General features: G+C 59.5%; 18 protein-coding genes and 3 pseudogenes. 11 read left to right on the top strand and 10 right to left on the bottom strand.

The genetic code is table 11. The annotated features are described in order from the left end of the window. Positions 1–194: 194 nt before the first annotated feature. From LB558_RS07115 to LB558_RS07155, 9 genes and pseudogenes are all read left to right on the top strand, one after another. The gene (locus tag LB558_RS07115; RefSeq protein ID WP_224696884.1) at positions 195–1,079 is read left to right on the top strand and encodes a hypothetical protein; all 885 of its coding nucleotides are present in this window, start codon (positions 195–197) and stop codon (positions 1,077–1,079) included. A gap of 198 nt (positions 1,080–1,277) precedes the next feature. Next, a complete protein-coding gene (locus LB558_RS07120; RefSeq protein ID WP_224696885.1) occupies positions 1,278–2,831 on the top strand; it encodes a hypothetical protein in 1,554 nt (517 codons plus the stop codon). A gap of 405 nt (positions 2,832–3,236) precedes the next feature. After that, positions 3,237–3,512, top strand: a complete 276-nt coding sequence (locus LB558_RS07125) for a helix-turn-helix domain-containing protein (protein ID WP_224696886.1) — start codon at positions 3,237–3,239, stop codon at positions 3,510–3,512. Positions 3,513–3,515: 3 nt separating this feature from the next. Further along, positions 3,516–3,794 (top strand): hypothetical protein, encoded by a 279-nt coding sequence (locus LB558_RS07130; protein ID WP_224696887.1) that lies wholly within the window; start codon positions 3,516–3,518, stop codon positions 3,792–3,794. A 108-nt stretch (positions 3,795–3,902) separates the two neighbouring features. Continuing rightward, positions 3,903–4,013 (top strand): annotated as a pseudogene (locus LB558_RS33145) (hypothetical protein); the annotation flags it as partial. Between the two features lie 175 nt (positions 4,014–4,188). Next, positions 4,189–4,680 carry a hypothetical protein gene (locus tag LB558_RS07140; RefSeq protein ID WP_224697228.1) on the top strand — a complete coding sequence of 164 codons (492 nt, stop codon included), beginning with the start codon at positions 4,189–4,191 and terminating at the stop codon, positions 4,678–4,680. 31 nt (positions 4,681–4,711) lie between these two features. Continuing rightward, entirely contained in the window at positions 4,712–4,960 is a 249-nt protein-coding gene (locus tag LB558_RS07145) for a hypothetical protein (protein WP_224696888.1), read from the top strand. 14 nt (positions 4,961–4,974) lie between these two features. Beyond that, complete coding sequence (locus LB558_RS07150; protein WP_224696889.1) at positions 4,975–5,391, top strand: hypothetical protein; 417 nt, start codon at positions 4,975–4,977, stop codon at positions 5,389–5,391. A gap of 113 nt (positions 5,392–5,504) precedes the next feature. After that, positions 5,505–6,143 (top strand): hypothetical protein, encoded by a 639-nt coding sequence (locus LB558_RS07155; protein WP_224696890.1) that lies wholly within the window; start codon positions 5,505–5,507, stop codon positions 6,141–6,143. Positions 6,144–6,533: 390 nt separating this feature from the next. Here the strand turns inward: LB558_RS07155 and LB558_RS07160 are convergent, their stop codons facing one another. The 7 genes and pseudogenes from LB558_RS07160 to LB558_RS07190 all read right to left on the bottom strand — a co-directional run bounded on the left by LB558_RS07160 (position 6,534) and on the right by LB558_RS07190 (position 19,038). Beyond that, positions 6,534–8,507 (bottom strand): PD-(D/E)XK nuclease family protein, encoded by a 1,974-nt coding sequence (locus LB558_RS07160; protein WP_224696891.1) that lies wholly within the window; start codon positions 8,505–8,507, stop codon positions 6,534–6,536. Positions 8,508–8,741: 234 nt separating this feature from the next. After that, positions 8,742–10,037, bottom strand: a complete 1,296-nt coding sequence (locus LB558_RS07165) for a hypothetical protein (RefSeq protein WP_224696892.1) — start codon at positions 10,035–10,037, stop codon at positions 8,742–8,744. A gap of 113 nt (positions 10,038–10,150) precedes the next feature. Next, on the bottom strand, positions 10,151–11,089 hold the full coding sequence (locus LB558_RS07170) for a hypothetical protein (RefSeq protein ID WP_224696893.1): 939 nt from the start codon (positions 11,087–11,089) through the stop codon (positions 10,151–10,153). Between the two features lie 2 nt (positions 11,090–11,091). Further along, complete coding sequence (locus LB558_RS07175) at positions 11,092–13,407, bottom strand: AAA family ATPase (RefSeq protein WP_224696894.1); 2,316 nt, start codon at positions 13,405–13,407, stop codon at positions 11,092–11,094. Then, positions 13,394–17,149 carry a hypothetical protein gene (locus LB558_RS07180; protein WP_224696895.1) on the bottom strand — a complete coding sequence of 1,252 codons (3,756 nt, stop codon included), beginning with the start codon at positions 17,147–17,149 and terminating at the stop codon, positions 13,394–13,396. Before LB558_RS07180 ends, LB558_RS07175 begins: the two co-directional genes overlap by 14 nt. Before the next feature lie 572 nt (positions 17,150–17,721). Then, positions 17,722–18,647, bottom strand: a pseudogene (locus tag LB558_RS07185) (nucleotidyltransferase and HEPN domain-containing protein). 19 nt (positions 18,648–18,666) lie between these two features. Continuing rightward, positions 18,667–19,038 carry a hypothetical protein gene (locus LB558_RS07190; protein WP_224696896.1) on the bottom strand — a complete coding sequence of 124 codons (372 nt, stop codon included), beginning with the start codon at positions 19,036–19,038 and terminating at the stop codon, positions 18,667–18,669. A 349-nt stretch (positions 19,039–19,387) separates the two neighbouring features. Here LB558_RS07190 and LB558_RS33150 point away from each other — a divergent pair, with 349 nt between their 5' ends. Further along, entirely contained in the window at positions 19,388–19,852 is a 465-nt protein-coding gene (locus tag LB558_RS33150) for a bile acid:sodium symporter (protein ID WP_224696897.1), read from the top strand. Here the strand turns inward: LB558_RS33150 and LB558_RS07200 are convergent. Genes LB558_RS07200 through LB558_RS07210 form a run of 3 tightly spaced genes read right to left on the bottom strand, consistent with a single transcriptional unit; the run spans position 19,734 to position 23,067 of the window. After that, entirely contained in the window at positions 19,734–21,266 is a 1,533-nt protein-coding gene (locus tag LB558_RS07200; protein ID WP_224696898.1) for an acyl--CoA ligase, read from the bottom strand. The two genes, LB558_RS33150 and LB558_RS07200, sit on opposite strands and share 119 nt — an antisense overlap. Before the next feature lie 11 nt (positions 21,267–21,277). After that, positions 21,278–22,282 carry a 2-dehydropantoate 2-reductase gene (locus LB558_RS07205; RefSeq protein WP_224696899.1) on the bottom strand — a complete coding sequence of 335 codons (1,005 nt, stop codon included), beginning with the start codon at positions 22,280–22,282 and terminating at the stop codon, positions 21,278–21,280. Beyond that, positions 22,279–23,067, bottom strand: coding sequence for a fumarylacetoacetate hydrolase family protein (locus LB558_RS07210; protein ID WP_224696900.1), 789 nt, complete (start codon positions 23,065–23,067; stop codon positions 22,279–22,281). The genes LB558_RS07205 and LB558_RS07210 overlap by 4 nt, the downstream gene beginning before the upstream one ends. A gap of 488 nt (positions 23,068–23,555) precedes the next feature. Here LB558_RS07210 and LB558_RS07220 point away from each other — a divergent pair. Beyond that, a pseudogene (locus LB558_RS07220) lies at positions 23,556–23,804 on the top strand (IS66 family transposase zinc-finger binding domain-containing protein); the annotation flags it as partial. Between the last annotated feature and the right edge of the window lie 178 nt (positions 23,805–23,982).

Raw genomic sequence — 23,982 nt, forward strand, 5'->3', positions numbered from 1 at the left:
TATGCGCTGCAACCAAGGTGGTCGGCAAGCGCAGTTCCCCGCGATATCCGCTGCCTGGACCGCCACACTGGGGAGGCGTCGAAGAATGGCCCTCCGCACGGACGTCTTCCTTGATGTAGCCCCAAGAGCGGAGGAGACCACGACGCTTCTCGTCCGCTGTCAGTTGCAAGACCGGCCGTGTCGGAGGATGTTCTGTGCTCGAAGCGAAACAATGGACTAACAACGAGAAGCTCTTGAGCAAGCTGTGGCAACGAACGCTGATCGAGTGGAAGCGACCGGCCTCATATGTGTCGCCGCTCTCGACTTGGTTGCGTCCCAGATTAAACATGAAGGGCATCGGCCATCTGCAGAAGCTCGACGAAAAGGATCTGGCGTGGGATGATTCCGATTGGCTGAAGCTCACCCAGCGGGTGCTCGATGACGACGTCTATGACGTTATCGCAACCCTCTCAGACGCATTGTCGTTTGCGCGAGTGAGGGCTTTCCATGGCTGCCGCACTGCAGATCCCGGGTCGTACCATCAAAACGGCCTTCGACTTAACGATCCGAGTGTGCTCGCGGCAAATCTACGGGCCTTGGTCTTCGCCGAGGAAGGGCTGGCGTTTTATCGGGCGAATATCGGCCGGATGATTGCCCAGTTCGAAAATCGCGACCGCGACCGCGGCCAGATCCATCTCGCGCTCGACGACCGGGCGCAGACAAATGGTGCGGGGCACTACCTGCTCTATGGCAGCGAATGGATGCAATGCATCCTGGGCTTCGGCGCCCACAATGCGCTGCTGAAGTGGGGCTACCCGACCATTGTCCTGGTGGATCTCCCCCTCAACATGGTGACCTCCGGTACCCGGGACGAACTCGCCCGAGCGGTCCTGCAAGAATGGACTCGGATCAAGGTCAATCGCCCGGATTGGGTGCCTGAGCGCGATTTCACATTCACCCTCGCCAAGGCAATTCCTCCTGATCTCGTCGTCGGTCACGAACATCCCGCTTGGATCCGCGATCCCTACTACAGCGGGACCAGGAGGCAGAACGACAAGTTGGTCTGCCCATCCTGTAGCACCCGGGTCACTGCGGAATAGCCTTCTAGACGACCTTCCCCTCGGCCTCATCCATCCGGCAATGGGCAACTGTCCCATTGTCACCTAGAATGGTCAGAGCTCCTGTGCCGGCCCCACCTTCACTGTGAAAACGAAGCCGAAGTTGCCGAACAGGGCTGACTCAGCGCTCGGATCCACCGCGGTTCGAGGATCGGAGATGCAGTCCAGTGAGACCACTAAATGAGCGATGAATATCCCGGCGCGAACCGCACCGTTGTAGAGGATGAGGCGCGTCAACTAATCATGGCTCAGATCGAGGCACATAATGGTGGCCTTTTGAGAGTGCTGCGCAAATATGAGCCCGGCAACGCCACACGCGTCTGGCACGGCGCGATTCGTGCTCTCGAGGAATTCATCAACGTCCCGTTGTTTGCGATCGACGACAACGATGTCGTTCGATGGCTGCTGTCGGTGAGGCTCGACGAGTCGCTTCTTCGAAACCCCGCCCGGGTCTGGGCGCAAGTGAAGGCAGCCCTTTCTATCCATGTCGATGGCGGAACGGTGGACCGCATATGTCGACTGATGGTTCAGCTGGCCGCCATCCGGTCCGGCTTCCTCATGCACGGTCAACGCAGTTTTGGGCCCGGCATCACGCTCGATACAGTCGGGAATGCGGTCGAATACCTGCAGTCCCGACGTCGCCATTTCGTGGCCCTGCTTTACCTTATGCCCAGCGCCTGCCAGGGAACAGAAAAGCTGGTGGCCCTCGACACGCTCAACGTCCTCCTCCCCCACGTCGAGCACAGCTGCACCACGATCACCGGCCTCTATCTGCAGCTCGCCCTTATCGATGCACTTCCCGAATTCACCCTTGAGGTCGGTGACGCGGGCGCGCTCGGAAGCCATTGGCTGCAGACGCTCGATGCGGGATATCTGGATCCCGAACGTGCCTCGATCATGACCATGAATGAGCTTCGCCGCGATCAGATCACTCCGGCCGAGCTCGAGGTCATCGATCCGAGGAAGGTGTTCTCCGCTGCGGAACTGCGGAACAGCGTCAAGCTGCTCAGCGCGACCTATGAGGCATTCGGATTGAACGACTCGGACTTCGCGGCGATGGCCGCAGTGGTCACCAGCCTCTCGCGCCGATGCCAGGACGATTACGTCATTGCCATCGGCAAGGGCAGGCTACAGGCGCTCCTTACGTCACAAGGCGCTCCCGGCGAATTCGAGCGACTGCTGGTAAACCGTTCGGCCAGCGACTACGCGCCCAATACTAATGCCTTCGAGCCTTTCATCGATGTGGGCAACGCCGTCGTTTCAAACGTCAACCTGCTATCCCGCTTTCTCTACGCCTTCAAGAATATCCATCTGGGGAGCCGCCGGCGTTTTCAGATCCATGCCGGTTTCATCTTCGAGGACATGGTGAAGCGAGACGTTGAGAGGCTCGGCTTCACCATTACCGAAATCAAGCGGATCAATCGCAAGGAGTTCGACGTCGTGGCGACCCGTCACGACGTCATCTACAACCTCCAGTGCAAGAATAATTGGATCGACCTAAGCAAGGTTGAGTCAGACCGTGCCCTCTATGTCCGGTACAATCGCAAGCTTACGAGCTATTACATTAGAGCCTTGGCCAAGGAGGAGCGGCGAGAACAGCTTCTGAAAGACAGGCTCGGGCTCGACAGAATCGAGCATCGCGTCATCAGCAGGTTCCCCGTGATCACGACCGATGGCCGGATCGTCAATTACAACCGCATCAGCGATCTGGCCGCACTCCTTGGCAGCGCTTAGTGCAGGCGAGGTGCGGGAAGACCCTGGTCGACCCATGGAGCCCATGACGCTACGGTCGTAAGGGCGAATTGGACGGCCGGTACGGCGAACACTCGGAACACATCGCGCTCCATACGGCAAGGGCTATAAAGCTCATCATGTGTCTACGGCCCCGGCCGATCGGGGCCGCGACGACACGTCTTGCCGGCCTACGCGCACGAAATCTGTCGCCGCTTGAGGTCGGGTGGACCCGGCCTAGATCCACGCGCGTGACGAAGAGACTAAGGCCCCGCGATCTCTCGACCCGACATTGACGGTGGCGCCTACAAAGGTAGATGCACGCAATTTAAAATAGCTTGCCTTCATATAAATTATCGTGTATTTGATAAAAGTAGATTTACACTAAGTTGGCGGAAGAGACAAGCGATGCCGCTTAGCCTGACGATCGCCGAAGCCCGCGGCCGGACCTATGCCGCAGCCCGTATGTTGGCCGGGCTAGACCAAGCCGCGCTTGCCGCAGAGGCTGGCGTGTCCGCCGCGACGGTCTCCAATGTGGAACGAGGGCGGGAAGGCCGGCCCGCAACACTTAAGGCTATCAGGAAGGCCCTGACACGCCAGGGCGTGCTTGTCGGCTTCAGTCCAAGCAACGGACTAGCGTCCGTTTACATCTCGTTCGCCGCTGATGACGAAGAGGAAGAGTGAGAGATGAGGTACTTCGGAGAATTCAACCGGGTCATCCGCGACAACATTGGCGTCGCGGCGAAAATGTTGCGCAGGCTGGGCCTCACTGCGCATGTCCTGCCGCACAAGACCTCGCTCGTGATCGGGCGTCCGCGTGGCATGTCATGGTCCGATTTTACGGCGGCTATCGCGGCGGTCCTTCAGCCCTGGCGCGGCTCGGTCATGCTCTCGAGCCAAACTACCGGCAACACCTACATCTGCAACAACCGTGGCAATCGCCCGGGTCGCTTCATCCGCCAGTAGACGCTGACGTCGACGGGGCGCTAATCGACCACGCTGACCGAACGGGAGGACACATTGGCCATCACCGCCAAAGACGTCGAAGAACTGCATACCTATGCCGAGGGTGTGATGGGCCGCGCTGTCCACCATGCTGGCGAGGTGAAGGGCATCGCGCTCGCCATCCTGGGCGGCATCATCTGGCGCGGCGAACCCGATTCCATTCGAATCCGCAGTTTTGCCGGTACCCCCGCCAACATGCTCTGGGCCAAGATTGGCGGAAACACCTATGTGTTCGCCACCACGAGACCGAGAAGATCGAGATCAGAGATCGCACCCAGACCGGCGCCGTCCTCCATAGTTTCGACAACAGCACGCCGGTCGCCGACATCGAATCCGCTTTCAGGGCTTTGTGACCATGTTGGTGGCGCGCGCACAACTCGACTTCATCAAGACCCTCGTCGCGCAGTTCGAGCGATCGAGCAATATCATGCAGCCCATCATCGTGTTCCAGTCGCAGTACATCGCAATCATCACCCTTCTGAGGTCGGTCGGGCATGTCTTCGAAAAGGTCGACTGCAACACCCCGGATCGCAAAACATGGGCCGACGCCAAGTGGAAAGAGTGGAAAAGGGCTCCGATCTTCGAAAGTTTCATTGAACCCAAGCGTAACGACCTTCTCAAGCAGTTCAAAGGCGGCATTGAGCTGCGCAATGACGCCTTCGAGTCCCCGGCCGTTGTGGCTGACCCTTCGATGCCCGATATGGTTTCGATTGTGACGACTATGGATGCCCAGATGCTCAGGAACGCCGAGGGCCGTCTCGTGATGCCGGACATTCACGACGCGATCGCATTCTGGAACCTCCGCCTACGCGATGCCGAGGCGGTTTTCCAAGAGCCGCTCAACTAGCCATTGCCTGAATCGCCTTGAGGAAATGCACATGTCGGGCGAAGAACGTACGCAATCGCCGATGACGCTGACGCAACAGCTCAACGCCATCGAGAAGCTGGAGACAGTGCTCGTCGAGAGGGCGCATGCCATCCTTCCGAAGGGTGCAGTCAACATCGTGGATTTCTTCATCCTCGGTGCCACGCAGCGCACGCTTTCGCAGTCGACCGCCTTCCGGGCGCAACTTCCCTTCGGCAACGGTCCTCCTGCGCACGCAAATCGATGCCGCCATGCGGATTAACGGCCTTTAGGGTGATGAGCAACGTCGACGAGGATGTTCAGCGCATCTTCAAGGGCGAACGCACCTTCGACCGCCTGATGTCACGCCCCACCGCCCCTGGCGACAAGGCCGAGCGCCTCACCGATGCCTTCCTCAAGAAGAAACTCGCCGAGGATCATCCCTGGATCGAACCGATCTACGAGCAGACGTCCGACTTCGTTCATCTCAGCTTTCGCCACCTGTTCACAGCGATCACCGAGGCCGATGCGGCAACACAGATGGCGACTATGGCGATCAGCGGCACCGATCCCAAGCAGGATGAGAGCGTGTACTACGAAGTGTGCGATGCATTCTTACGCGTCTCTAGACTGACCTCCATGACCATTCTCACCGTGCTGAAGGCCAGGCATCGGAGGGAAAGGGTGATGGCCGTCGGCGCCGCGCGGGAATGAGTGACGCTCGATGCCATACGATCGAGCTCGATCGGCCCGAGGCGTGGCCCTCCGATCTCCTTGACGTGCTGACCTCCAATCGAGATGCGCTCCGCTCGCGTGAGAGAGGTCCGTTGAGTGACCGATACGATGCTGCTGTCTACGCGGTGGTCGATGCGTTGGAGCCTTACAGCGTCGTCGGTTGGCATTGCACGCGTCTCGCCGATCACGAGATCGAAGACATCAGAGCCAACGGCATGGCACTGCTCGACGTCGATCTCGTGTCCCGCCGGATCGATGCGGCAATCCGGCACGAACTGATCTCGTCGAACCACGGCGAGCGCCTAAAGGCAGTCAACCAGGCCGCCGAGCGATACCGCGCTGGCATGCTGTGGTTCTGTTTCTTCACCCCAGCTCGTGCGGGCGAGGGCGGTATCGGGGATCTTCTCCGCTATTGGGGTGGGGAGGCGGTCTACAATTCGCATGACCGGCACCCGGAAATGGGCAAGGTCATCGCGGGGATCGGGCGGCCCGCTATCGTTGAAGCAGAAATCCCCATCGCGTGGTGTGGTCGCGATCGCGGCCTACGGCTGGCGATGAACATTGGGCAAAGATACGTCATCGCCCAGGGAACGCGCAGCCCGAACTCGACCGATGTCGAAGACAACATCAAGCGGCCGCTCCCTGCAGAGTTGGTCCGGGCGGTACATGTCTTCCCAGCCCCCGAATTCCTGCGGCTGTCGGGCTGCTTGGATTGGCTTCATCCCCTCTGATCTGACGGGCTATAGTCTGAGCCGGGGCGGACCCATTTTGACCCGGCGTCGCTCGTCGGAAAGGCATTCGATACGCTTTTTCGTGAACTGTGCGGTGCGCGGGCGCTGCACACACCAAAGGGCTGGCAGACCTTAACGCCCTTTGCGTTCGCGTCGAACTTGGCGGGCGCCCTGGCAGCGGTCGAGCTGTTCAGGCAGGAACTGAGTCAGGAGTCAGGCGCCTACCAACTACTGGCAGGTGGACCCGTGGCGGTCTCCTCTCGCACGGCGTCGTCAGCGCCGGCCGCGTGCGACGGATTGCCAGTTCTGTTCGCGTCCCGATGCTGCCGCTGCGGTTCGCGATCTGTGGGGCAAGGGCTAGCCCAAAAGTTGCACCGCTGTCACGGGCCTTTAGCGCGAGTGACCGCTATAACCTGGAGCCCGGTCATATAGAGGATGAAGCCTTGATCGACGCCGGTTGCGTTCAGGTCGATCGGCTCGATCTTCGCGCTGATCAGCACATGGTGATTCTATCGGATTACAAGACCGGTGCGGGAGTTCCCCGACAACAGCAGGTTCAAGTTCGAGCGGGCGCGTAGCCCAGCGCGGCCGATGTAAGTCGAGGCCATATTTCCATACGAACGCGAGGGGATCGCGCAATAGGCGGCGCAATGAAGTCGATGAGTGCGGTCGCGACAACGTTCGGGCGATAACCGGATGGTGTAGCCTCAGGCGCCCATCATGGGCCGTGATCTCGCGCCGGCTCCAGTTCGTCCATGCGCGCTGCGCCGCAGCGATGCGCAGATCGCTGCGCGCCTCCGCAGGACGCGCCAGCAGGCGATCAGCCTCGTTGGCGGCATGCATCGGAATCCGGATCCGGGGCAGCTGTATGGCTTCTGGTATATTGGCGGGCCATAGCGGGCTCGGCGAGAGCAGCGTCCCTTCGGCAGAACGCGAAGAGCGAGAAATAACGCAAGCGCCGCTCGCAGCAGACACGAGAATCTCGAAATGCTGCCGGTCAAGCGACGTGACTGATTGCCGGCCGGGTCGCGATGGAGCGATGCGTGTCGGCAAAATGCGATCGTCCGCTTCTGCGCGGGGCCAACTGCCGGCACTAATACCCATCAGTCTCGTATATTTTCGGGGCGCGCTGGCGAGTTCCACCGCCGGCCCCCAGACAACGCTATTGCCCGGCTCGAAATCATCGGCGACCCTGAGAGTCTTCAAAGTCATCATCAGCGCGGCAGCCGGCGCCTGACGCAGGGCGTCCCGCCAGAGCGCCAGACTTTTGCGGGCGAGGAGACGCTCCCCAGCCTCAGCCGCTTTGCCGACGCCTCCCTCAAGCAGGTCGAGGATCGGTCCAAGCACGTCCATGGCTCTCTTCGACGACTCGTCGCCCGCCGCTCCTAGCGCGCGGCGCCAATGTGCCGCGGAAAAAAGCCCCGCGTCTTGGTTGAGGCCGCGTAACAAACGCAGCGGCAGTTCCTTGCGCAGGTATGGCGAGAGCCGTTGGAGACGCCGCACACGATCCTGACTCAGGCCGTGCAACAAAACATCGGCGAGGGCCGCGCAAGCCTGCCCGGGCGCGGTGCCGAGGGCAGGCCGCCCATGGCAGAAGTGAATGTTGAGGGTTTCGGCGGAGAAAACCTGCAGATACTCGTCCCAGGCCGATGGTGAGGCGGCCACCAGCGCCACGTCAGATGCCTGTACGTCGCCCGAACTCAGCAGCGAGCGCACCCAGCGCAATGCTTCAATCGCTTCGGAACGGGGGTCAGCGCAGATTTCGGCGGCGCTAATCTCTCCGCTTCCTGAAGCGATCTCCAGCTGCCCGCCTTGGAACCAACGGCGAGCAGCCGTGCCGATGGCTAGCCAACTGATCGGCAGGCGCTCGCTGATAGCGGTAAGTAGAGGGCGCCACACCGGATCAATGTCGAGCACGCGCCTGAGCACGGCGCTATCGAAGAGCCTTGCACTGAGATCCGCGTTGGCGATCGCTGCGGCCGCTAGGTCTGGTGGCGCGAGCATTCCGCTTGGCAAATTTGCGCGCACAGCTCTGTCCAAACGGTGAAGATCCCCCGCACGGTTCGAGGAATTCGCTAGATCGGCAAGCGGCATCGCTTCACGCCACGCGGTCGCGAGCGATCTCACGACCGCTCGTGCCATTCCGGGCAGGCGGCGCACCGAATCCAGCTCTATAAGCTCAGCGTCGACAAGCCCGACATTGACCGCGCCATAGATACTTGCCCGATCGGCTGGCCGCACGAAGCCTCCCGCCAGCCTGGCAGCCAACAGCGACAGGGTCAGAATTTCGACGCCATGCTGTCCCGCTTTCGCCGTCTCGAGGCGCGCCATCCGCATGGCGAGCGGTGTGTCAACGATGACCAATCGGCGGCGCAGCAAATCCTCGGTTACCTTCAGTTAAGCCAGTCCCGGACCCCCAGTGGCAAGCACTCCCAGTTTGCCCCTCGTATCAATGAATGCAAGACGACTGGACGCCCCATTTCATAGTACCGGCGGCTTTAAGAGGAACAGTTTGCCAGTCAGTAGTGATGGGCGGATCAGCGGCAGTCGCCGCTCCGAGAACATGGTCCTGCGAGGCATAGTAGACTTCTTATTTGCTCATCCTCTCGGTTTAACAGGGCGCCTGGCCGCCGCCATTGCATCGCGAAACGCAAGCGTCACGGAATCCGGTCCTCGATCGCTCCTCTGTCCCCTCTCCGTTAACACAGCTCTCATCTCATTTGTCGTCGTCAAGATGGTGGACATCGAATTGGCGTGCGCGATTGCTGGTTCGCTTCCCATGAACTCCATGCGCTTTTGCAACAAGTAGACTTGGAAACGATACACTTGCGCCACGATATCACCAGCGCGGCCGTTGTTGACAGCATCCACGCCCTCGAACTCAATAGGCTTGTCGAGATTGCGGATGGGAAGAACTCTATCAGCGAGCTGCCGGAAGAGGATTCCGGCCCCACGTGACGGGTCGGACATATGACTGAGGTGATAGCTTTCGTTCTGCCGAAGCGGCCCAAAGAACTGACCATCCTCGCCGCGCTGAGCAATGGGCTGGATGACGCGAACCGCCGCCTTTAGGAGGGGGTAGTCCACGATAGGATGCGCGATTTTGCGCGTCATCGCAAAACCCCGAAATCCGACACGCCCGGCGAGTTCTCCATCCACGTACCGGTCGATGTGCTCTGGATGCCAAAAGCCGCAGCCGTCAGAAAAGGCATAGTCGCTCGACGCGTTGAACAAAATAATGTCGTTGACCCTGAGTGCAAAGCAGCTCGGGTGGTGCTGGAAAATCAGGCTCTCTATGCCGAACGCATTCAGCCCCTTCGCTCGCCCATCAAGAGTGTAGAGGTAGAGCAGGCGATCCTTCGTGCCGATCCGGTTGCCAACATGCAGGTGAGGATCGATGGTCTCCATCGCTTTTTGCAAAATTAGCTGGTTCAGCCACAGGCAGACACGAACCTTGTCGAGCCAATCGAGAAGCAAGAAGTATTGGCGCGATGTGACGGCCCGCCTCTCCAGCAGCGCCATCAAGATTGGCTTAACCGCGCTTTCCAGCGTGCTGTATTGCGTATTGCAAGCCTCGCAGGCAGGCATGACCAGCGCGGACCAGGCGAACTTAATTGGTTCACCCGATTGCGGTTCGAAAGCCATGGTCACGACCCGGCTTGGGTCGCCCGTCAGTTCGAGTAGCCATTTGGGGAGGATATGCTCCCGATTTTTGTTCTCTGCCGGTTGGCCGCAGAAAACACAATGTCGCCTTTTCACCCTCAATTCCCACCTCGCGACTTTCTCGTCCTGGCCGCCTCGGCTGACGCCGGCCGAAAGCTGACATAGCGCAAGACGGCGTGCTTGCGCCGTATCACTGCCAAAGAGCTCAATTTCGCGGTTGCCTGAAACCATACATTTCGGACTCAATGACCCGGCGACGGCAGCAAGACCTCAGCGGCACCATGGCTTGAAAGCCCTACCCGAACGCTGAGCCGTCGTTGCACACTGTGGGTGCAGCAGATCCATCATTCGGCGTCTCGAAACCGCGCTTTGAACTGTTCCAGCCAAGCGGTAGCCATCGACGAATAGGCCTCGCCATCGCCTGTCGCAGCTTTTAATTCGGCCAGCGTCCTGTCTCGCAGCAACCTCAGCTTCGACGCGACGCCTTCAGCCGGAGTCCCTGCAATGGCGGCGACAACTTTAGGCGCCTCCAAATCCTCAATCGAGGCTGCGAGTTCAAGTACGAAATCGCCAAGGAACTCAAGCCGTCTCAAAAGGCGGGTCCGATCTTGAACCAACTTCAGTCGATTAAGGCCGTAGATCTGAATCGATGTTGCGCCGCGCACTTTCTGAATGGGATCACCTTTAGGCACGATTAGCCCTGCAGGGTGCGCCGGATCGAAACTGTACATGAGGCTGGCCTTGGGTTCGTCGCGGCAAGGGTCGATCAACAGAGCGTGCTCGCCGGCAAAGTCGGTTGCCTGATAGACGGCGCGCACGCCAGTCACTGCCAACGGAAAACTGTCCTTTTTCCCGGCTTGGCCAGCAACCGGTTTGGCGTTTGCAGCTGACGCAGCAAGGCTTTCCGAGACGACGAATAGCTTTTGTCCCCTTCGTCGGTTGCAATCGATGCAGCTTGGAAGAAGGTTCTCCCAGTCCATTGCTATCCACCAATAGCCGCCATGCGCGTCATCTTCGGCAACGGCGCCCTTGGGTCGATAGTGCTCGACATCGACAGGCGCGGATGCAGAGTATGAGGTTTCGCAATACGCACATTTGCCGTGAAACAGTGCCTCGAGTGCCGCTTGGACATCGGCTCTCTTGTAGACCCGATACTTGAAGGCTTTTTTTTGGGGATCAGGATTATCCCGATGCGTTCTAGCGGCCTCCAATTCCTCCGCTCCCGCCGCACCCGGGAGCAGCGATTTCGGAGTGTCGACCGCTGATCTGTTGACGCGTCGCACGATCAGAGCGCCTCGAGCGCCGCCAGGATTTCGCTCTTGGCTTTGTCGCGTAATCGTTTGAGCGTCGAACTACTTGCATCGCGCCGACGTCGGAGATATTCGGCGACCGCTTCCTGCACAATCCGGTGAACTTCGCTTGAGCCAACCGGGAGCGCTGTAGCTATGTCGGTTTCGAACTGCCGAAGGATCTGCTGGTCACTATCTGAAAGCCGTTCACCTTCAGCTTTCGCCCTGATGAGATCTCCGATTTGCGCGAGCCGACGGTCCGATGCGGCATCGTCGCTGGACAGAAGTTGGAAGAAATCGGACGTCAACAGCTGCTCGATCCTTAGATCTGCGACGGACGGCAGCCCCTCTATCCTTTCCACAACAATTGGCATCTCGGTTTCGCGAGTGCTGTCAGTGGCAGCCACGCGTTGCAGCACGACCACCTCTCCTTCGCCCATGCCTCGCAGGCAGAGCGGATCATGGGTGGTGACTACGAACGACATCCCGGGGAGTGCTGCACGCAGGCTGGTCATGACCTGAACCTTCCAACGCGGATGAAGATGTGCCTCGATTTCGTCGATAAGCACAACGCCCTGAGCTGTCTGGAAACTCTCAAAGCCCTCGTATACTTGTGGGTCGAGCAAGCCGCGCATGATGTCGCACAGCATCGCCAGCATCGACCGATAGCCTGACGAAACGGACTGCAGCGGCGCGCGGCTATAGCGGACCTGGCCGTTCGGTTCGGTGATTGAAGTGACCATGCGCAGTTGGCGCGTGCCGCGCTCGCGCTGCATGATGTCGAAATCGCCCTCGATCGACAAAAGATCGCGCAGCGTTCGAATGACCATGTTGAAGCGATCTTGCGGCAGCGATTTCAACCAGGGCTCGGGGTTGGACAGTGTGCTGCCGTCGAACAGATTTCGGATATGCTTATGTGGAGCCTGCCGCTTGGTGGCAGTGAGGAAGCGTCGAAACGCGCCATAGGCGAACACCGGCACCTGCTGGTTGCCGAGCTCACTGCGCACGACCGCGGTCCCCTGTTCTATGGCCAGACTAACGGATTGCCCCGTCGCGAGGGCGACCTGGACATTGGCGCGCCTTTGGTCGCGAGTGCGCTCCAGACCAAGTTGTGAGGGATCGAGCACCAGACGCGGCCATAGTACGTCGAGGGCTGCGCGCGCAGCCGGTGTGGCGACCGCAAGCGCGATCGCCTCGAGGATCGAGCTTTTGCCGGTCGCATTTTCGCCGAGGATGATAAGCGACGGGGCCCGTCGATAGGACAAACCCTCAGGCGTCTCGACTGATTTTGCGAAGGTCAGTTCGAGCTGCTCTATCGCCTTGAAATTGGTGATCTGGACAGAAGCGATCGGCGCCCGAACCGAATAAACTGATCCAACCGTCCAGCGACCGGCACGCAGGCCATTGTCTTCCCGCGCGATCGCTTCGAGCGAGGATTCGAGACGCTGCTCGGCATCGGGCTCACTGATCATCCTGAGAAAGAACGCGCGGATTTGTGTTCGCGAGCTGCGCACACGAACGCCGCTTGAACCGCCAATCCAGCGCGCGAGCCGGCGCAGCAAAAGGAACCAGGTGCCGCCGAATTCCATTGCTGGAAAGTCGAACAGCTGCTGCCAGTCCGGATGGTCGCTTTGCACGCTGGGCGAAGCAATAAGCCGGATCAACCGTTCGATCAGCATTTGGTAGGCGTGGTAACGCTGGTTGCGGCGATCAGAGCGGTTCAGATTGAAGACAAGGACTGTGGTCTCGCCCTTTTTCGATTCGCCGATCAATTCGCCGTCGAGCTTAGGCAAAAGATGCTTTTCGAACTCGCGATCGCGACACGGATCGAGCAACAGTATGCCTTCCTTGGGTGGAAAGGATGGCCACAATCCGTTGGCATTCTTGACATAGGTATCGATCTGGCGAAGCCCCGGTAGAGGCGCCCGGGAGGCAACCACCGGAAATTGCGGCTCCGGCGGGATGCAGCCGAGGCAGATCGGATAGAGATTCTGCCAAGCATCGACGAGCCAGAGATAGTATAGATGTGCGTTGCTGGTCGACGCCAGCGGCAGCGCATTTCCGACAGGGCGGAAGCGATGGACCAGCAGCTTGTCGCTTGCTTCGCAAAAGGCGCAGCGGCCGCCGGTCAACGCGCTCACCGCCTCGACGAGCTGTTCGTCATTCGCCTGTATGCTTGGCGCCGGAACGCTCGTCTGGGCGCGGCGCGGTCGTTCGAGAGCCCAAAACTCGCGCATCCGTCGACGCGCGTCGTCAGCTACCTGAGAGAGCAGGACCAAAGGAGCTTGCTCGGGGCGGTCAATTCTCTGCATTTGCCGCCCCACCAATTGATCGGTCCGAAGAACGCATCGCGTCGAACTGTCGGACCCGAGCGACCACTTGCGAGAGTGTCCAGGAATCCAGATCGCCATCAGTGACTGCGTGTTGAAAGGCGCGAGCCCGTATGTAATCACAATAGCGCGGCTCGGGATGAAGCTCCGCAATCTCGAGAATCGCCCGGTAAGTCAACTCGCCGGGAATTTCCGTCAGCATCGTGAATAGACGCTCGCGTGCATCTTGCGCGTCGTCACGAAGTGTCGGCGAATAGACCCCCTTACCGGCCCGATCGATGTCATCGGCGACCGGGACGACGCGGTGCATAACCAGATACAGGTCCTTTAGGTAGGTCGGCGCGCGAAAATTCCCGAAGATGGGGCTATTTTCACGGTGGCCGCCGAGCAGCCCGACGATGAATTCAAGCGCAAAGCGCGTCGGGTCTGCAAGGGTGCTAGATGCCAAAAGCTCGGCGAGCGCAGCAATCGCCGGCCCCGGTTCGCAGTCCGCCCACACCGCGTACCAGGTTGGTCGCTGGTTCTCTGGAACCGTGATATCGCCGATCTTTCGGCGAGCGAGCGCCGCCAACTCAGAAGGCGTGGCCCCACCGCCGACGATGATGGTACGGCAGTAGCGAAGGCAGTCCTGGTTCGGCGGATGGTGGTTCTCGAGCCAGCTATAGAGCAGCGGCCCGACTTCGGTGTGAAGCCATGAGCCATAGTACACCAGGTCGCTCAGGACATAATGATGGGGCTCGTCGGCGGGGCTGTTCGCAAGCTCCCATTCGACCTCCTTCCAGATGAAAGCGCGGCCGATCTCGGGCCATGCACGGTAGAGTGCTTCGAACCAGCGTGGGAAACCGTTCAGCTCCCACATGGCATAGCGAAATGCACGGCGAGCGTCGCGCAGCTCGAGTTTCGGCTTCGACTCGTCGCCAAGTTCGATGTCGAGGCCAGCCATGGCAAATATGAGAGCATAGGGGATCGAATTGGTGTGGGTGCCTTCTGATCGCAGGCCGGGCTTATATACGCGCCACTGGGCAACAGCTGCATCGCGATAGGCCTCGGCCACCTCGGGGCCAAGCTCTGGGATCAGAGACTGCCAATCTGCTCCGCGGGCCCGGCTTCCGCGCATGCCGTCGCCCTCGATCATCCGCAGCAGATTATATTGACCATTGCTCAGCTTCCCGGGCCCGACGCCGGGCGGAGCACGAATAATGTCGGGATTGGCGATGACCTCGGCCACGAAACGAGCCCTGTTACTCGCTAGCGTCCGTTCGCGGTTCTCGCGCTCGATGCGATATTTAAGCTCTTCCTCCTGGTGGCTGCGTGATTTTTCCGAAATCGGTGGGTTGAGCCTTGCCAAGAGCGCTGCCTCAAGCACTGCTTCGCCGGCCACAGCGTCTCGAAGTTGATCTAGGCAGACAGGCGGGCGACCATTCTGTTCATAGGTCCGGAATGTGCGTGATAGTGCCACAAGACGGTCATCGGCGAGATCGCGTTGCCTGATCCACGCTAGTGTTCGCGCAAAACTCGAAGCATCGAAACTCCAGAAATGTCCTACCCAGCTGATCGGCCAGTCATCGTCAAGCACCCCGCCGGTAGCCCTTTCGGCGGCGCGATACTCGGCGACGGTCCACCAAAACAGGCTATCATTCAGTTCCGTCCAGGCCGGAATGAGCTCACCAACCGAGGATTTTCGATCCTGGTAGTCGTCAGCGTGCCAGAACCGTAGCGCAGGCGCCGCGGCGAGTATGGAAAGCGATTGTTGCGCCAGCGCGACTGGCGACCTTGCAACAGTGAGTCGCTCAATGCCATGCAAGGCCGGGCTCATCAGCCACCGATATTCCTTGGACACCCGGCATTCGCCGCGTTCGATATGCGGTTCGCGCGAGAGGAACAGCTGAAGGCCGGCGACGAGTGACCCAAGTGGCCCATCGTCCGGTTCGTGAGCATCGAGAGGAAGGCGGCCAACGAAGCTATTGAGCCCTTGGGTAAGCCCGGTCACCTCGAATTCTGTCCGAGCTTCGAGCCGTTCGATTGATGCGAGCAGAAGTCGAACCGTGACGGCATCCGCCGGCGCGTGAATAGCGAATTCCGCAAGTAGCCGGCGCGGCAACGTCTGCTCATTCGCGTTGACCTCGCGCCACAACCGATACAGCTGCTCGGGTGTCCCGACCCTTGCCACTGCGCGGATCGAAACGAGGCGGGAATAGATGCCACGAGCCGGATCAGACGCGATGTTGGCCAAGGCATCGACGCATCCAGTCATCTCGCCCTGCCATGCAAGACGGCCCAGTACGAAGAGCGCATCATCATTGGTTCTGTGTCGAGCGATCAGGACGAGCACCTGATCTTCGAGGTCGCGCTGGGCAATTCGCGCTATTGCGCTGTTGTCCAATCCTCGCAGGCTGGAAGTCGGCGCGATCACATGATCGATCAACGTCGCAAGCAACTTCTGGCGGACCGCAAGCGGCAGCAGGGCAGCATCACCTCCTTCGACCGCGATTTCAGGGTTCGGCGCCAAGACGCGGTCGCGTGTTACGTTGTCGAACAGAATTAGCCAAGGAAGAAGCGGTCGTAGTCTCGGCGGCAAGATTTCCTCGCCATACTGAGTGCGATAAAGAAGAACATCAAACTGCCCCCGACCGCCCACTCTGCCAAACAGGTAAGCCGCCCATTCGGCGGCTAACAACTCGCGGACCTCACGATGTCGGAAGCGGACTTCGCCGTAGATTGGGTCACCGAATACGCCGGTCGTCAGCAGCGCTTCGATTTCCGGCTTTTCCCAGGTCGGCAACAGGGCTTCGGCGTCGAGCGCCTTTGTAGCGCTCGATCCCGGCAGCCGGATACTGGGAATGCCCGTCAGGATTGCGGCGATCGCGAGAAGACGGATAGCGCATGAGGCCCGTTCGAAGTGGAGAACCGGCGCACCGACTGCGCCCCTGTCACGCGATATCTGTCGACGGACACCGCCTTGCAGTATCGCTAGCCGACTAGCGAACGCACCGGTTTCGAGCCATGTCGCGATCAGATCCTGAAGGTCGAAGGGTAAGCGCGCCAAAGGCAGCAAGCCACCGCGTTCTAGCGCCTCAAGGAAGGCATCGACATCCTTTACGCCTCGATACGCAGCAAACTGGCGAATGTCGGCCTCGTCGAGCGCCGCGAGGATGTAGAGGTGGAAGGCGGGCGGATCTTGTGTGTCACCGGACTTGCTTTGGGTCTCGACCTTCAGCGCTTTTTCGTCAGTTTGACTAGCCTCGCCGGTGTCCTCTTGGCGCTGTGCCTCAAACGGCAGAACTTCATCGATGAGCGCACGATCAACGACGGGTCGCCAGGCATAGGGTCGGCTCGATATGTAAATGTGCGCGCGATGGCGCGCGTTACGGATTCGCGCAGCGAAGGCGCGTATGGCGACCTCGAACGCGCGCTGCTCCGACAATCTGATCTCGTCGACGGAATCGAGGAAAAACCAGGCCTCGCCGGGCCCGACAAGCCAGGAATTGAATGCTTCCTCGGTTCCAACCTCGAAGGCTTTTCCAAAAGTCTCATCAATATCCTCGATGCGAATGAAGAACGCGGGTTTGCCGTCGGCAGCAAGCCGCTCGGCCGACGCCCTAAGTTCATGGGTTTTGCCAGCGCCGGCTTCGGCAAGGATGACAACTCGGTATTGACCGACAAGACTATCCCAGCCGCTACGATCACCTTGTCCAAGGCTTGGCAATACCTCGTCGAGTGGCACGCCCTCGCGTTGGTAAGGCTCTGGGATAGTCGTGAATTGGCGCGTTAACGGGACGGACCGCATTATCGGGCGATCCCCGCGCCTATTGTCGGTTGCTCGTCGTCAATGTGGATGCGCGCTTTGAACCAAGCAGGAGACAACTCGAATCGCATGTAACCCCCAGATCGAGCTATTTATGGCGTCTTCGGGTGACAGGTCGACAAAAATCTGATGTTTGGAACCCGCGTTCAAAGGGAGTAACTATTCCACTAAAGTCAAAGTGTTGCCTTGAGCAACTCTTACCTGCATCGCTGTGGTTGGCCGGCGAAAAATAAACATCTGAATGGCCCGACGTGGTCGCAGTCCTTTGCACTCAGTTTCCGTTTAACTGGCACTTCCGAGTAGACCGCCATGACCATGGCGGCTTCCACAATTGCGCTTCCAAAAGTTTGGTCCGCTACCTGCCCCATCTTCGCCATCAATAGACACTCGCCGGAGCTGCGGAACGGAGCCTGGGACAGTAGCTTCGAAAACGCGAATGTTCGCCATTTGTGCCTCGAAAGTCGCATAATTGGAAGTCTGGAATTGCTTTCTCACCCGGCTCTCTGCACTGCGGTCCCCGCCTCGATTCTTAACTGTTGAATTCGGGAGCGACAGGTTGATTCAATCCGATCTATGAGATCCGAGACGCGTTCTGCAAGCCATTGAAGTGCTTCATCCGTGATTGCGAAGTGCCGCGAATAGCGCGCCTTGACATAGGCCTCGTTGAGGATGTTGAACCACGCAACGAAGCGCTGTTGCTCACGAGGCCATGCTTCGGCCAGTTCCTGCACCTGATCCTCAGCGAGGCTGCGCAGGAATTTTATGTTGTGAGAGGCGGGGCTATAGTTGGTCAGCACCAGCAGCAGCCCGGCGTAGGCTTGCTCGATTGATTGATGAAGGAGAAACGCCGCCTCTTTGTAGTCCTTTTCGCTACGATAGAAAGTGGCACCCTTGGCGAACTTCCTTGCCTGAGACAAACGGTCCTCCACATATATTCGGCCGCGACACGAAGGGCGTCGATGGTTTTAACAGGGATCGGATTTGTCAGCGGTTCCTCATCAAGCTCGTAGAGGACAACGCCGTCCCTGCGGATGTCGACAAAGAAATACTGCCCTTCGCGTAGCGCCGTGTTCACCTCGCGGCGTGAGTGCACGATGAAGCTCACCGGGGTATCAATCTCACGCATCAACCGGTCGGCCGCAGCCTGCCAGTAGCCGGCGAAATCGGTCAGCTTTCGATTGTTCACGACGATCAGGAGATCGAAATCGGAGCGATACCCCTTTTTCGTATGCGGCTCGTCGACCCAGTCACCGCGGGCATAGGACCCGAAGAGGATGATCTTCAGGATGCGGCCGCGCTTCTTGAAATCGGCGGTTCCGCCTTTTAGCGCGTCCTCGAGCTCCTCAAGAAGGACCTCGACAATCCTGGTCAGCTCACGCTGCTTTGGCGGTGGGAGATGATCGATGCTGGTTTTCATAAACAAAGGCCGACGCTCACTACATTTGGCATAGCCGGGAAAAGCTACGAAGTCTCATAATGATCCGCCGGATCAGACGAAGCAACGCAAATGTCAATATTGTATTGTGATGATTTTTTGCCGTTATGTGAAGAGCATTGCAAAGCGCAAATTCTTTGCAATGGACGCTCTCGTCCTTCCCGGCGCGGGCGACTTTCATCTGCGCGCTCCCGTCCTCGAGGTCCCGGACGAAGGCCAGAACTGCTTCGACCTGAACGGGTGCCAGATTGGTCAATTTTACGCCCAGCGCCTGCGATAGGCCCTTCGCGGAGATATAGGGCCGGCGCGGTCCCTGCAAGCTACCGGGAAAACCTGAGAGCTCTATCCATGGCGCGAGCCGTGCGTGGGTCACGACAAATCTCCGAATGTTCTCCTAGGCACGCATATCCATATTTCAGTGCATAGCAAATGGACAGCGCTCACACCTCAGAGAGCCTCAACGCCTGCCCATTGTCGAATTGATGGTATCGGCCGCAAGCCTGCCTGCCGCTGCCTCCCATCGGGTCTCTTGATGTGGCTCCCGGCAGCCGGACTTGACCAACTGCCCGTTGAAATATAGGCCATGTTGCACGCCTCGCCGGGGGCTTCTGCCCCGCGTCCCGCCTGCGGCGGCGCTATGCTGACGCTCCTTAGGCGGGTGCCTTCGCAGCCGGTCAACTGGCACGCCCCTTTATCAGCGCTTGGTTGGAACGCAACAGCGGGTGACGACCGTCGGCGATCGTGGATCGATACTACTGATCGTTTATTCGGCCCTTTCAGCGGGCATGGTTGCCGGCGCCTGGAGCAAGATCGATATGCAGAACCTGCTCTACCTTGTGCTTCTTGCGACAGCGATGCTGGCGCTCGCGTCGGGCGCTGTCAGGCTCATTTCGAAATTGCTCGGTTTCAACCACGCTGACACGACGACGCTTCTGTTCGCAAATATCCAGAAAAGCGTTGCCAACGGCGTACCCATGGCCAACATCCTTTTCGTTGGGCAGGCGGTGAGCATCATTCTCCTGCCCCACGATCCGCTAAGCTTTCTCGTAGCCTTCAGTATCTGGTTGCTTAGGAACAGCGATCGGGCGACAATTCGGAGATCACCTTCTCGAGACCTATCCTCTGCAGCTTGCCCGTCGGACCCTTGGGTATTTCTGCCAGGAATACGATTTTGCGGGGCACCTTGAAGGGTGCGAGGCGGTTGGCAGCAAAATCCCTTAGTTCCCGGTCCGTGACCTTGGCGCCTTCCCTCAGGACAATTGCCGCAGCCACATCCTCTCCCAGCTTGTCGTGCGCCACCGCATAGGTGACAGCCTGCGCAACATCCGGATGATCCATCAACGCCTCATCGACCTCGCGCGGTGAAATCTTCTCGCCGCCACGATTGATGATCTCCTTCAGGCGACCGTCGATGCGAAGATCGCCGTCTTCATCGAGCGTGCCCTGATCGCCAGTGCGGAACCAGCCATTGCAGAAAGCTGCCGCATTGGCGGTCGGATTGTTTTCGTAACCGGCGGTGACATTCGGCCCACGGATGACGATCTCGCCCAGTTGGCCTGTGCCAAGGAGGTTGCCGTCGTCTCCCATGATCGCGACTTCGGGCCCGGCAGCCCGGCCGACCGAGCCTGGCTTTCGAGCAACGTCACCCAGCTGATTGCTGGCCATCTGGTGCGCAGCTTCGGTCATGCCGTAAGCTTCCAGCACGGGGCAACCGAACACGGCTTCGAGCTCGACAGTAACCTGCGGCGGCAGGGCCGACGACGACGACCGGATGAAGCGCAGCGGATGCCGCTCGATGATCGCCCGGTTCGAAGCGGAGCGCGCAAGAATGGCCTGATGCATGGTCGGCACCGCCGTATACCAGGTGGGCGCCGCCTCATTCATCCACGAAAAGAACTTGAGCGCGTTGAATCCGGACGAGCACCAAACCGACCCACCAACCGAGAGCGGCGCAAGCAAGGCCGCGATCAGGCCGTGAATGTGGAACAACGGCATGATGTTCAGGCACCGGTCGTTACTGGCGAGTTCGAGTGTGCTGGCGATGTTGCCGGCGGACTTTGTGACGTTGCGCTGGGAGAGCGGGACAATTTTCGGCTTTGACGTCGTGCCTGACGTGTGCAGGACCAATGCAACGTCGTCGGCTTCGGCGAAAATCGGCGCGGCATTGTCCCCATTATCCAGGCCGATAAACGTGAATTGTCCCGGAACTCCGGAGCCGTCCGGTTTGATCTCCAGGATCGGAACACCCAACTTTGCCGCCGCTTCGCGGGCCGGGGTGGCATTGTTTTCCTGGCAAATGAGCAAGGAGGCGCCGAGGTCGGCGATATAGAACTCGAATTCCTGCAGCCGGTAGGATGGATTGAGCGGCGCGGCGGTTGACACGGCCGCTACGGTCAGGAAGGCCGTGGCCATTTCAGGGCCATTCGGCAGCACGATGGCGACCCGGCTGTTGCGCCCGATGCCACGCCGGTTCAATTCGGCGCCACGGTTGCGCACGAGTTCGCGCAAAGCAGAAAACGTCAGCAGAGAAGCTTCAGGTGCACCGATAGCGTTCGCATCATCAGCGCCGGACGACAGCAGATTCCAGATCGTATCAGGCATAGTGCCGTCCCTTAGTTTGGCTCGATGCGCAGGCGTCCGCCCGCATTGCCGAGGCTCTGTTGAAGAAGTTTTGTGCAGGCAAAAATCGCGTCGAGGCGCGGTGTCGGCGTCTCGGTCAACCGGGCAAGCTCGACCACGGAGCCGAGCAACGCATCGATTTCCAGGAACCGCCCAGCTTCGACGTCCTGCAGCATGGAAGTCTTGTGCGCCCCTACCGCCTCGGCCCCGGCAATGCGGCGCTCGAGAGATACTTTGAAACGGACGCCCAACTTTTCGGCGACGGCCTGCGCCTCGGCCATCATGTCGGCAGCAAGCGCCCGCGTTTGCGGATGCTGGCAGATATCAACCAGTGTCGCATGCGTCAGCGCGCTAATCGGATTGAATGTCAGATTGCCCCACAGTTTCGTCCATATCTCGGAGCGGATGTCGGTAAGGACCGGTGCCTTGAAGCCGGCCTCCCGCAACGCCTCGGAAATAGCGGCTATGCGCGGCGTGTCGCTGCCGTCGATCTCGCCAAGCGAAAAGCGGTTGCCCTCGAGATGTTTGACCCGGCCTGGAGCGGTGATTTCGGCGGCTGGATAGACCACCGAGCCGATGACGTGCTCGATAGGCAGAAACGTCCGTATCTTATCCTTAGGATCGACGCTCTGCAGCGTTCGGCCGGCATATGGGCTTCCGATGCCGTCGAAATACCACCATGGAATGCCGTTCTGCGCCGTCATCACGACGGTATTGTCGTGGAACGCCGAGGGCAGGTTTTCGACGGTAGCGGCTACCTGATGCGCCTTGACGGCGAGAATGATCAGGTCCTGCTTGGCGATATCGAGGATGTTGTCGGTCGCTGCGACTTTGGCGGTTATCGTTTCGCCCCCGTCGCGATCCAGCTGCAGGCCGCTTTCCTTTATCGCCTCTAGATGCGCACCACGTGCGATTACGGTGACATCTTGCTCCGATGCGGCCAACTTAGCGGCTAGCAGACCGCCGATCGCGCCAGCACCCACGACACAAATTTTCATTCTGACACCGCATGATCGACCGACCGGAGATGGGTTTGCAAAATTCCGATCCCGTCGATCTCGATTTCAACTGTCCCCGTCTTCGGAACCGGTCCGACGCCAACGGACGTCCCGCAGGCGATGACGTCGCCCGGGTATAGTGTCATTCCACGCGAGACGAGGCTGACGATAGAAGCAGGGGCAAGGATCAGATCGCTGGTGGTGTAAACCTGACGCTCGCGGCCGTTCACCCGTGCCCGGATGGTTAGTTCGGCAGGATCGAGCCCGGTCGCGATCACCGGTCCAAACGGCCCAAAACCGTCAAGGCCCTTTGCTCGGCTCCAGTGGGTGAACCCGGCCTCTGCCTGAAGCAGGGCAAGCGCCGTCAGGTCATTCACGCAGGTGTAGCCGAAAATCACCGATCCAGCGTCTTCGACGGAGACGTCCTTGCATTGCTTGCCAATGACGATTCCAAGTTCGGCCTCATAGATGATCCGCCCGACGCCTGGGATCGGCAACACGATCTCGTCGCCATCCGCCGCGTATGAATTGGCGGGCTTGATGAAGAACAGCGGCTCGGTGGGAGTATCAAGGCTCTGAACGGCAGCGACCGAATGCGAATTGTTCCACAGCGCGATCATCTTGCTCGGCAGGCAGGGCACCTCAATTTTGACTGATCGAAGATCGACCGTCCGCTGCGATTTGATCGGGTTGGCGAACATGTCGCCGCCATAGATCTCAACAATGCCATCCACGAGGACTCCGAACCCATGTTCGGTTTTCGTGGAATACCTGACCCACTTCATTTGCTTCTCTTACTGCTCCGGCCGGCCTAGGTGACTGCCGAGATGTAGAACGCAGCTTACGAGTATCAGGGGGGGCGTTTATTGTGAATGCAGCATTCCGCGATTACAGTTATCGAGAAATGTGATAATAACAGAGTGCGCCCATGTTCGAGCTGACACTGCTACGGACTTTCGTGACGGCCGCTTCCGCGAAAAGCTTGAATGGCCGGCGGCTGTTCGGCGCGATACCCACTCTGTTCTAACTCACCGCCGACGGGGAAGCGATGCTGGGTTTGCCTATCTCAGCGGGCCGACACTCAGCGGCAAACTTCGCTTTGGAACGTCCGAAGACTTTGCGGTCAACCGGCACGAATTGACGCCGGAGGCGCTGAATGTGGTGGAGGCTGTCGAACAGGCCGATGCATTGATCGTTACGACGCCGGTCTACAACGGTTCTTATGCTGGTCTGTTCAAGCATCTGTTCGACCTCATCGATCCACTGGCGCTACACCGAGACGCTGGAGGTGATCCCGCGCCAATGGAAGGTAATCCAGACGGTGCACGAGAAGTTCTCCTGCCGGCAGTGCGAGGCGATCACCCAGCCGCCGGCGCCGTTCTACGTCACGTCACGCGGCTTTGCCGGGCCGAACTTGCTTGCGATGGTGCTGTTCGAGAAGTTCGGCCAACACCAGCCTCTCAACCGGCACCACCGCGAAGGCGTCGAGTTGAGCCTGTCGACGCTGGCCGATCAAGTCGGGACACCGAACATTTCTTCGCGCCGGTCTCCTCCAACTGGGAAGAAGGGGTGCGGGTTGTCGAACAAGGTGTGTCTAAGGGGGCATGATTTTACCTGGAACCGTCGCCGATCAAAGGGACCGTGACTTTGGTCTGCGATGGCGATGCCGCCGGACTGCAGTAGCGCCAGCGCACAGAATC

This window comes from Mesorhizobium sp. CO1-1-8, from assembly GCF_020164875.1.
Lineage (GTDB): Bacteria > Pseudomonadota > Alphaproteobacteria > Rhizobiales > Rhizobiaceae > Mesorhizobium.

What these genes read in the sequence shown, in the direction of transcription:
- LB558_RS07140 (WP_224697228.1), top strand. Translation starts at nt 4,189, where the DNA reads ATGTTGGTGGCGCGCGCACAACTCGACTTCATCAAGACCCTCGTCGCG.
- LB558_RS07120 (WP_224696885.1), top strand. Translation starts at nt 1,278, where the DNA reads ATGAGCGATGAATATCCCGGCGCGAACCGCACCGTTGTAGAGGATGAG.
- LB558_RS07125 (WP_224696886.1), top strand. Translation starts at nt 3,237, where the DNA reads ATGCCGCTTAGCCTGACGATCGCCGAAGCCCGCGGCCGGACCTATGCC.
- LB558_RS07130 (WP_224696887.1), top strand. Translation starts at nt 3,516, where the DNA reads ATGAGGTACTTCGGAGAATTCAACCGGGTCATCCGCGACAACATTGGC.
- LB558_RS07210 (WP_224696900.1), bottom strand. Translation starts at nt 23,067, where the DNA reads ATGAAGTGGGTCAGGTATTCCACGAAAACCGAACATGGGTTCGGAGTC.
- LB558_RS07205 (WP_224696899.1), bottom strand. Translation starts at nt 22,282, where the DNA reads ATGAAAATTTGTGTCGTGGGTGCTGGCGCGATCGGCGGTCTGCTAGCC.
- LB558_RS07175 (WP_224696894.1), bottom strand. Translation starts at nt 13,407, where the DNA reads ATGCAGAGAATTGACCGCCCCGAGCAAGCTCCTTTGGTCCTGCTCTCT.
- LB558_RS07200 (WP_224696898.1), bottom strand. Translation starts at nt 21,266, where the DNA reads ATGCCTGATACGATCTGGAATCTGCTGTCGTCCGGCGCTGATGATGCG.
- LB558_RS07145 (WP_224696888.1), top strand. Translation starts at nt 4,712, where the DNA reads ATGTCGGGCGAAGAACGTACGCAATCGCCGATGACGCTGACGCAACAG.
- LB558_RS07150 (WP_224696889.1), top strand. Translation starts at nt 4,975, where the DNA reads ATGAGCAACGTCGACGAGGATGTTCAGCGCATCTTCAAGGGCGAACGC.
- LB558_RS07165 (WP_224696892.1), bottom strand. Translation starts at nt 10,037, where the DNA reads ATGGTTTCAGGCAACCGCGAAATTGAGCTCTTTGGCAGTGATACGGCG.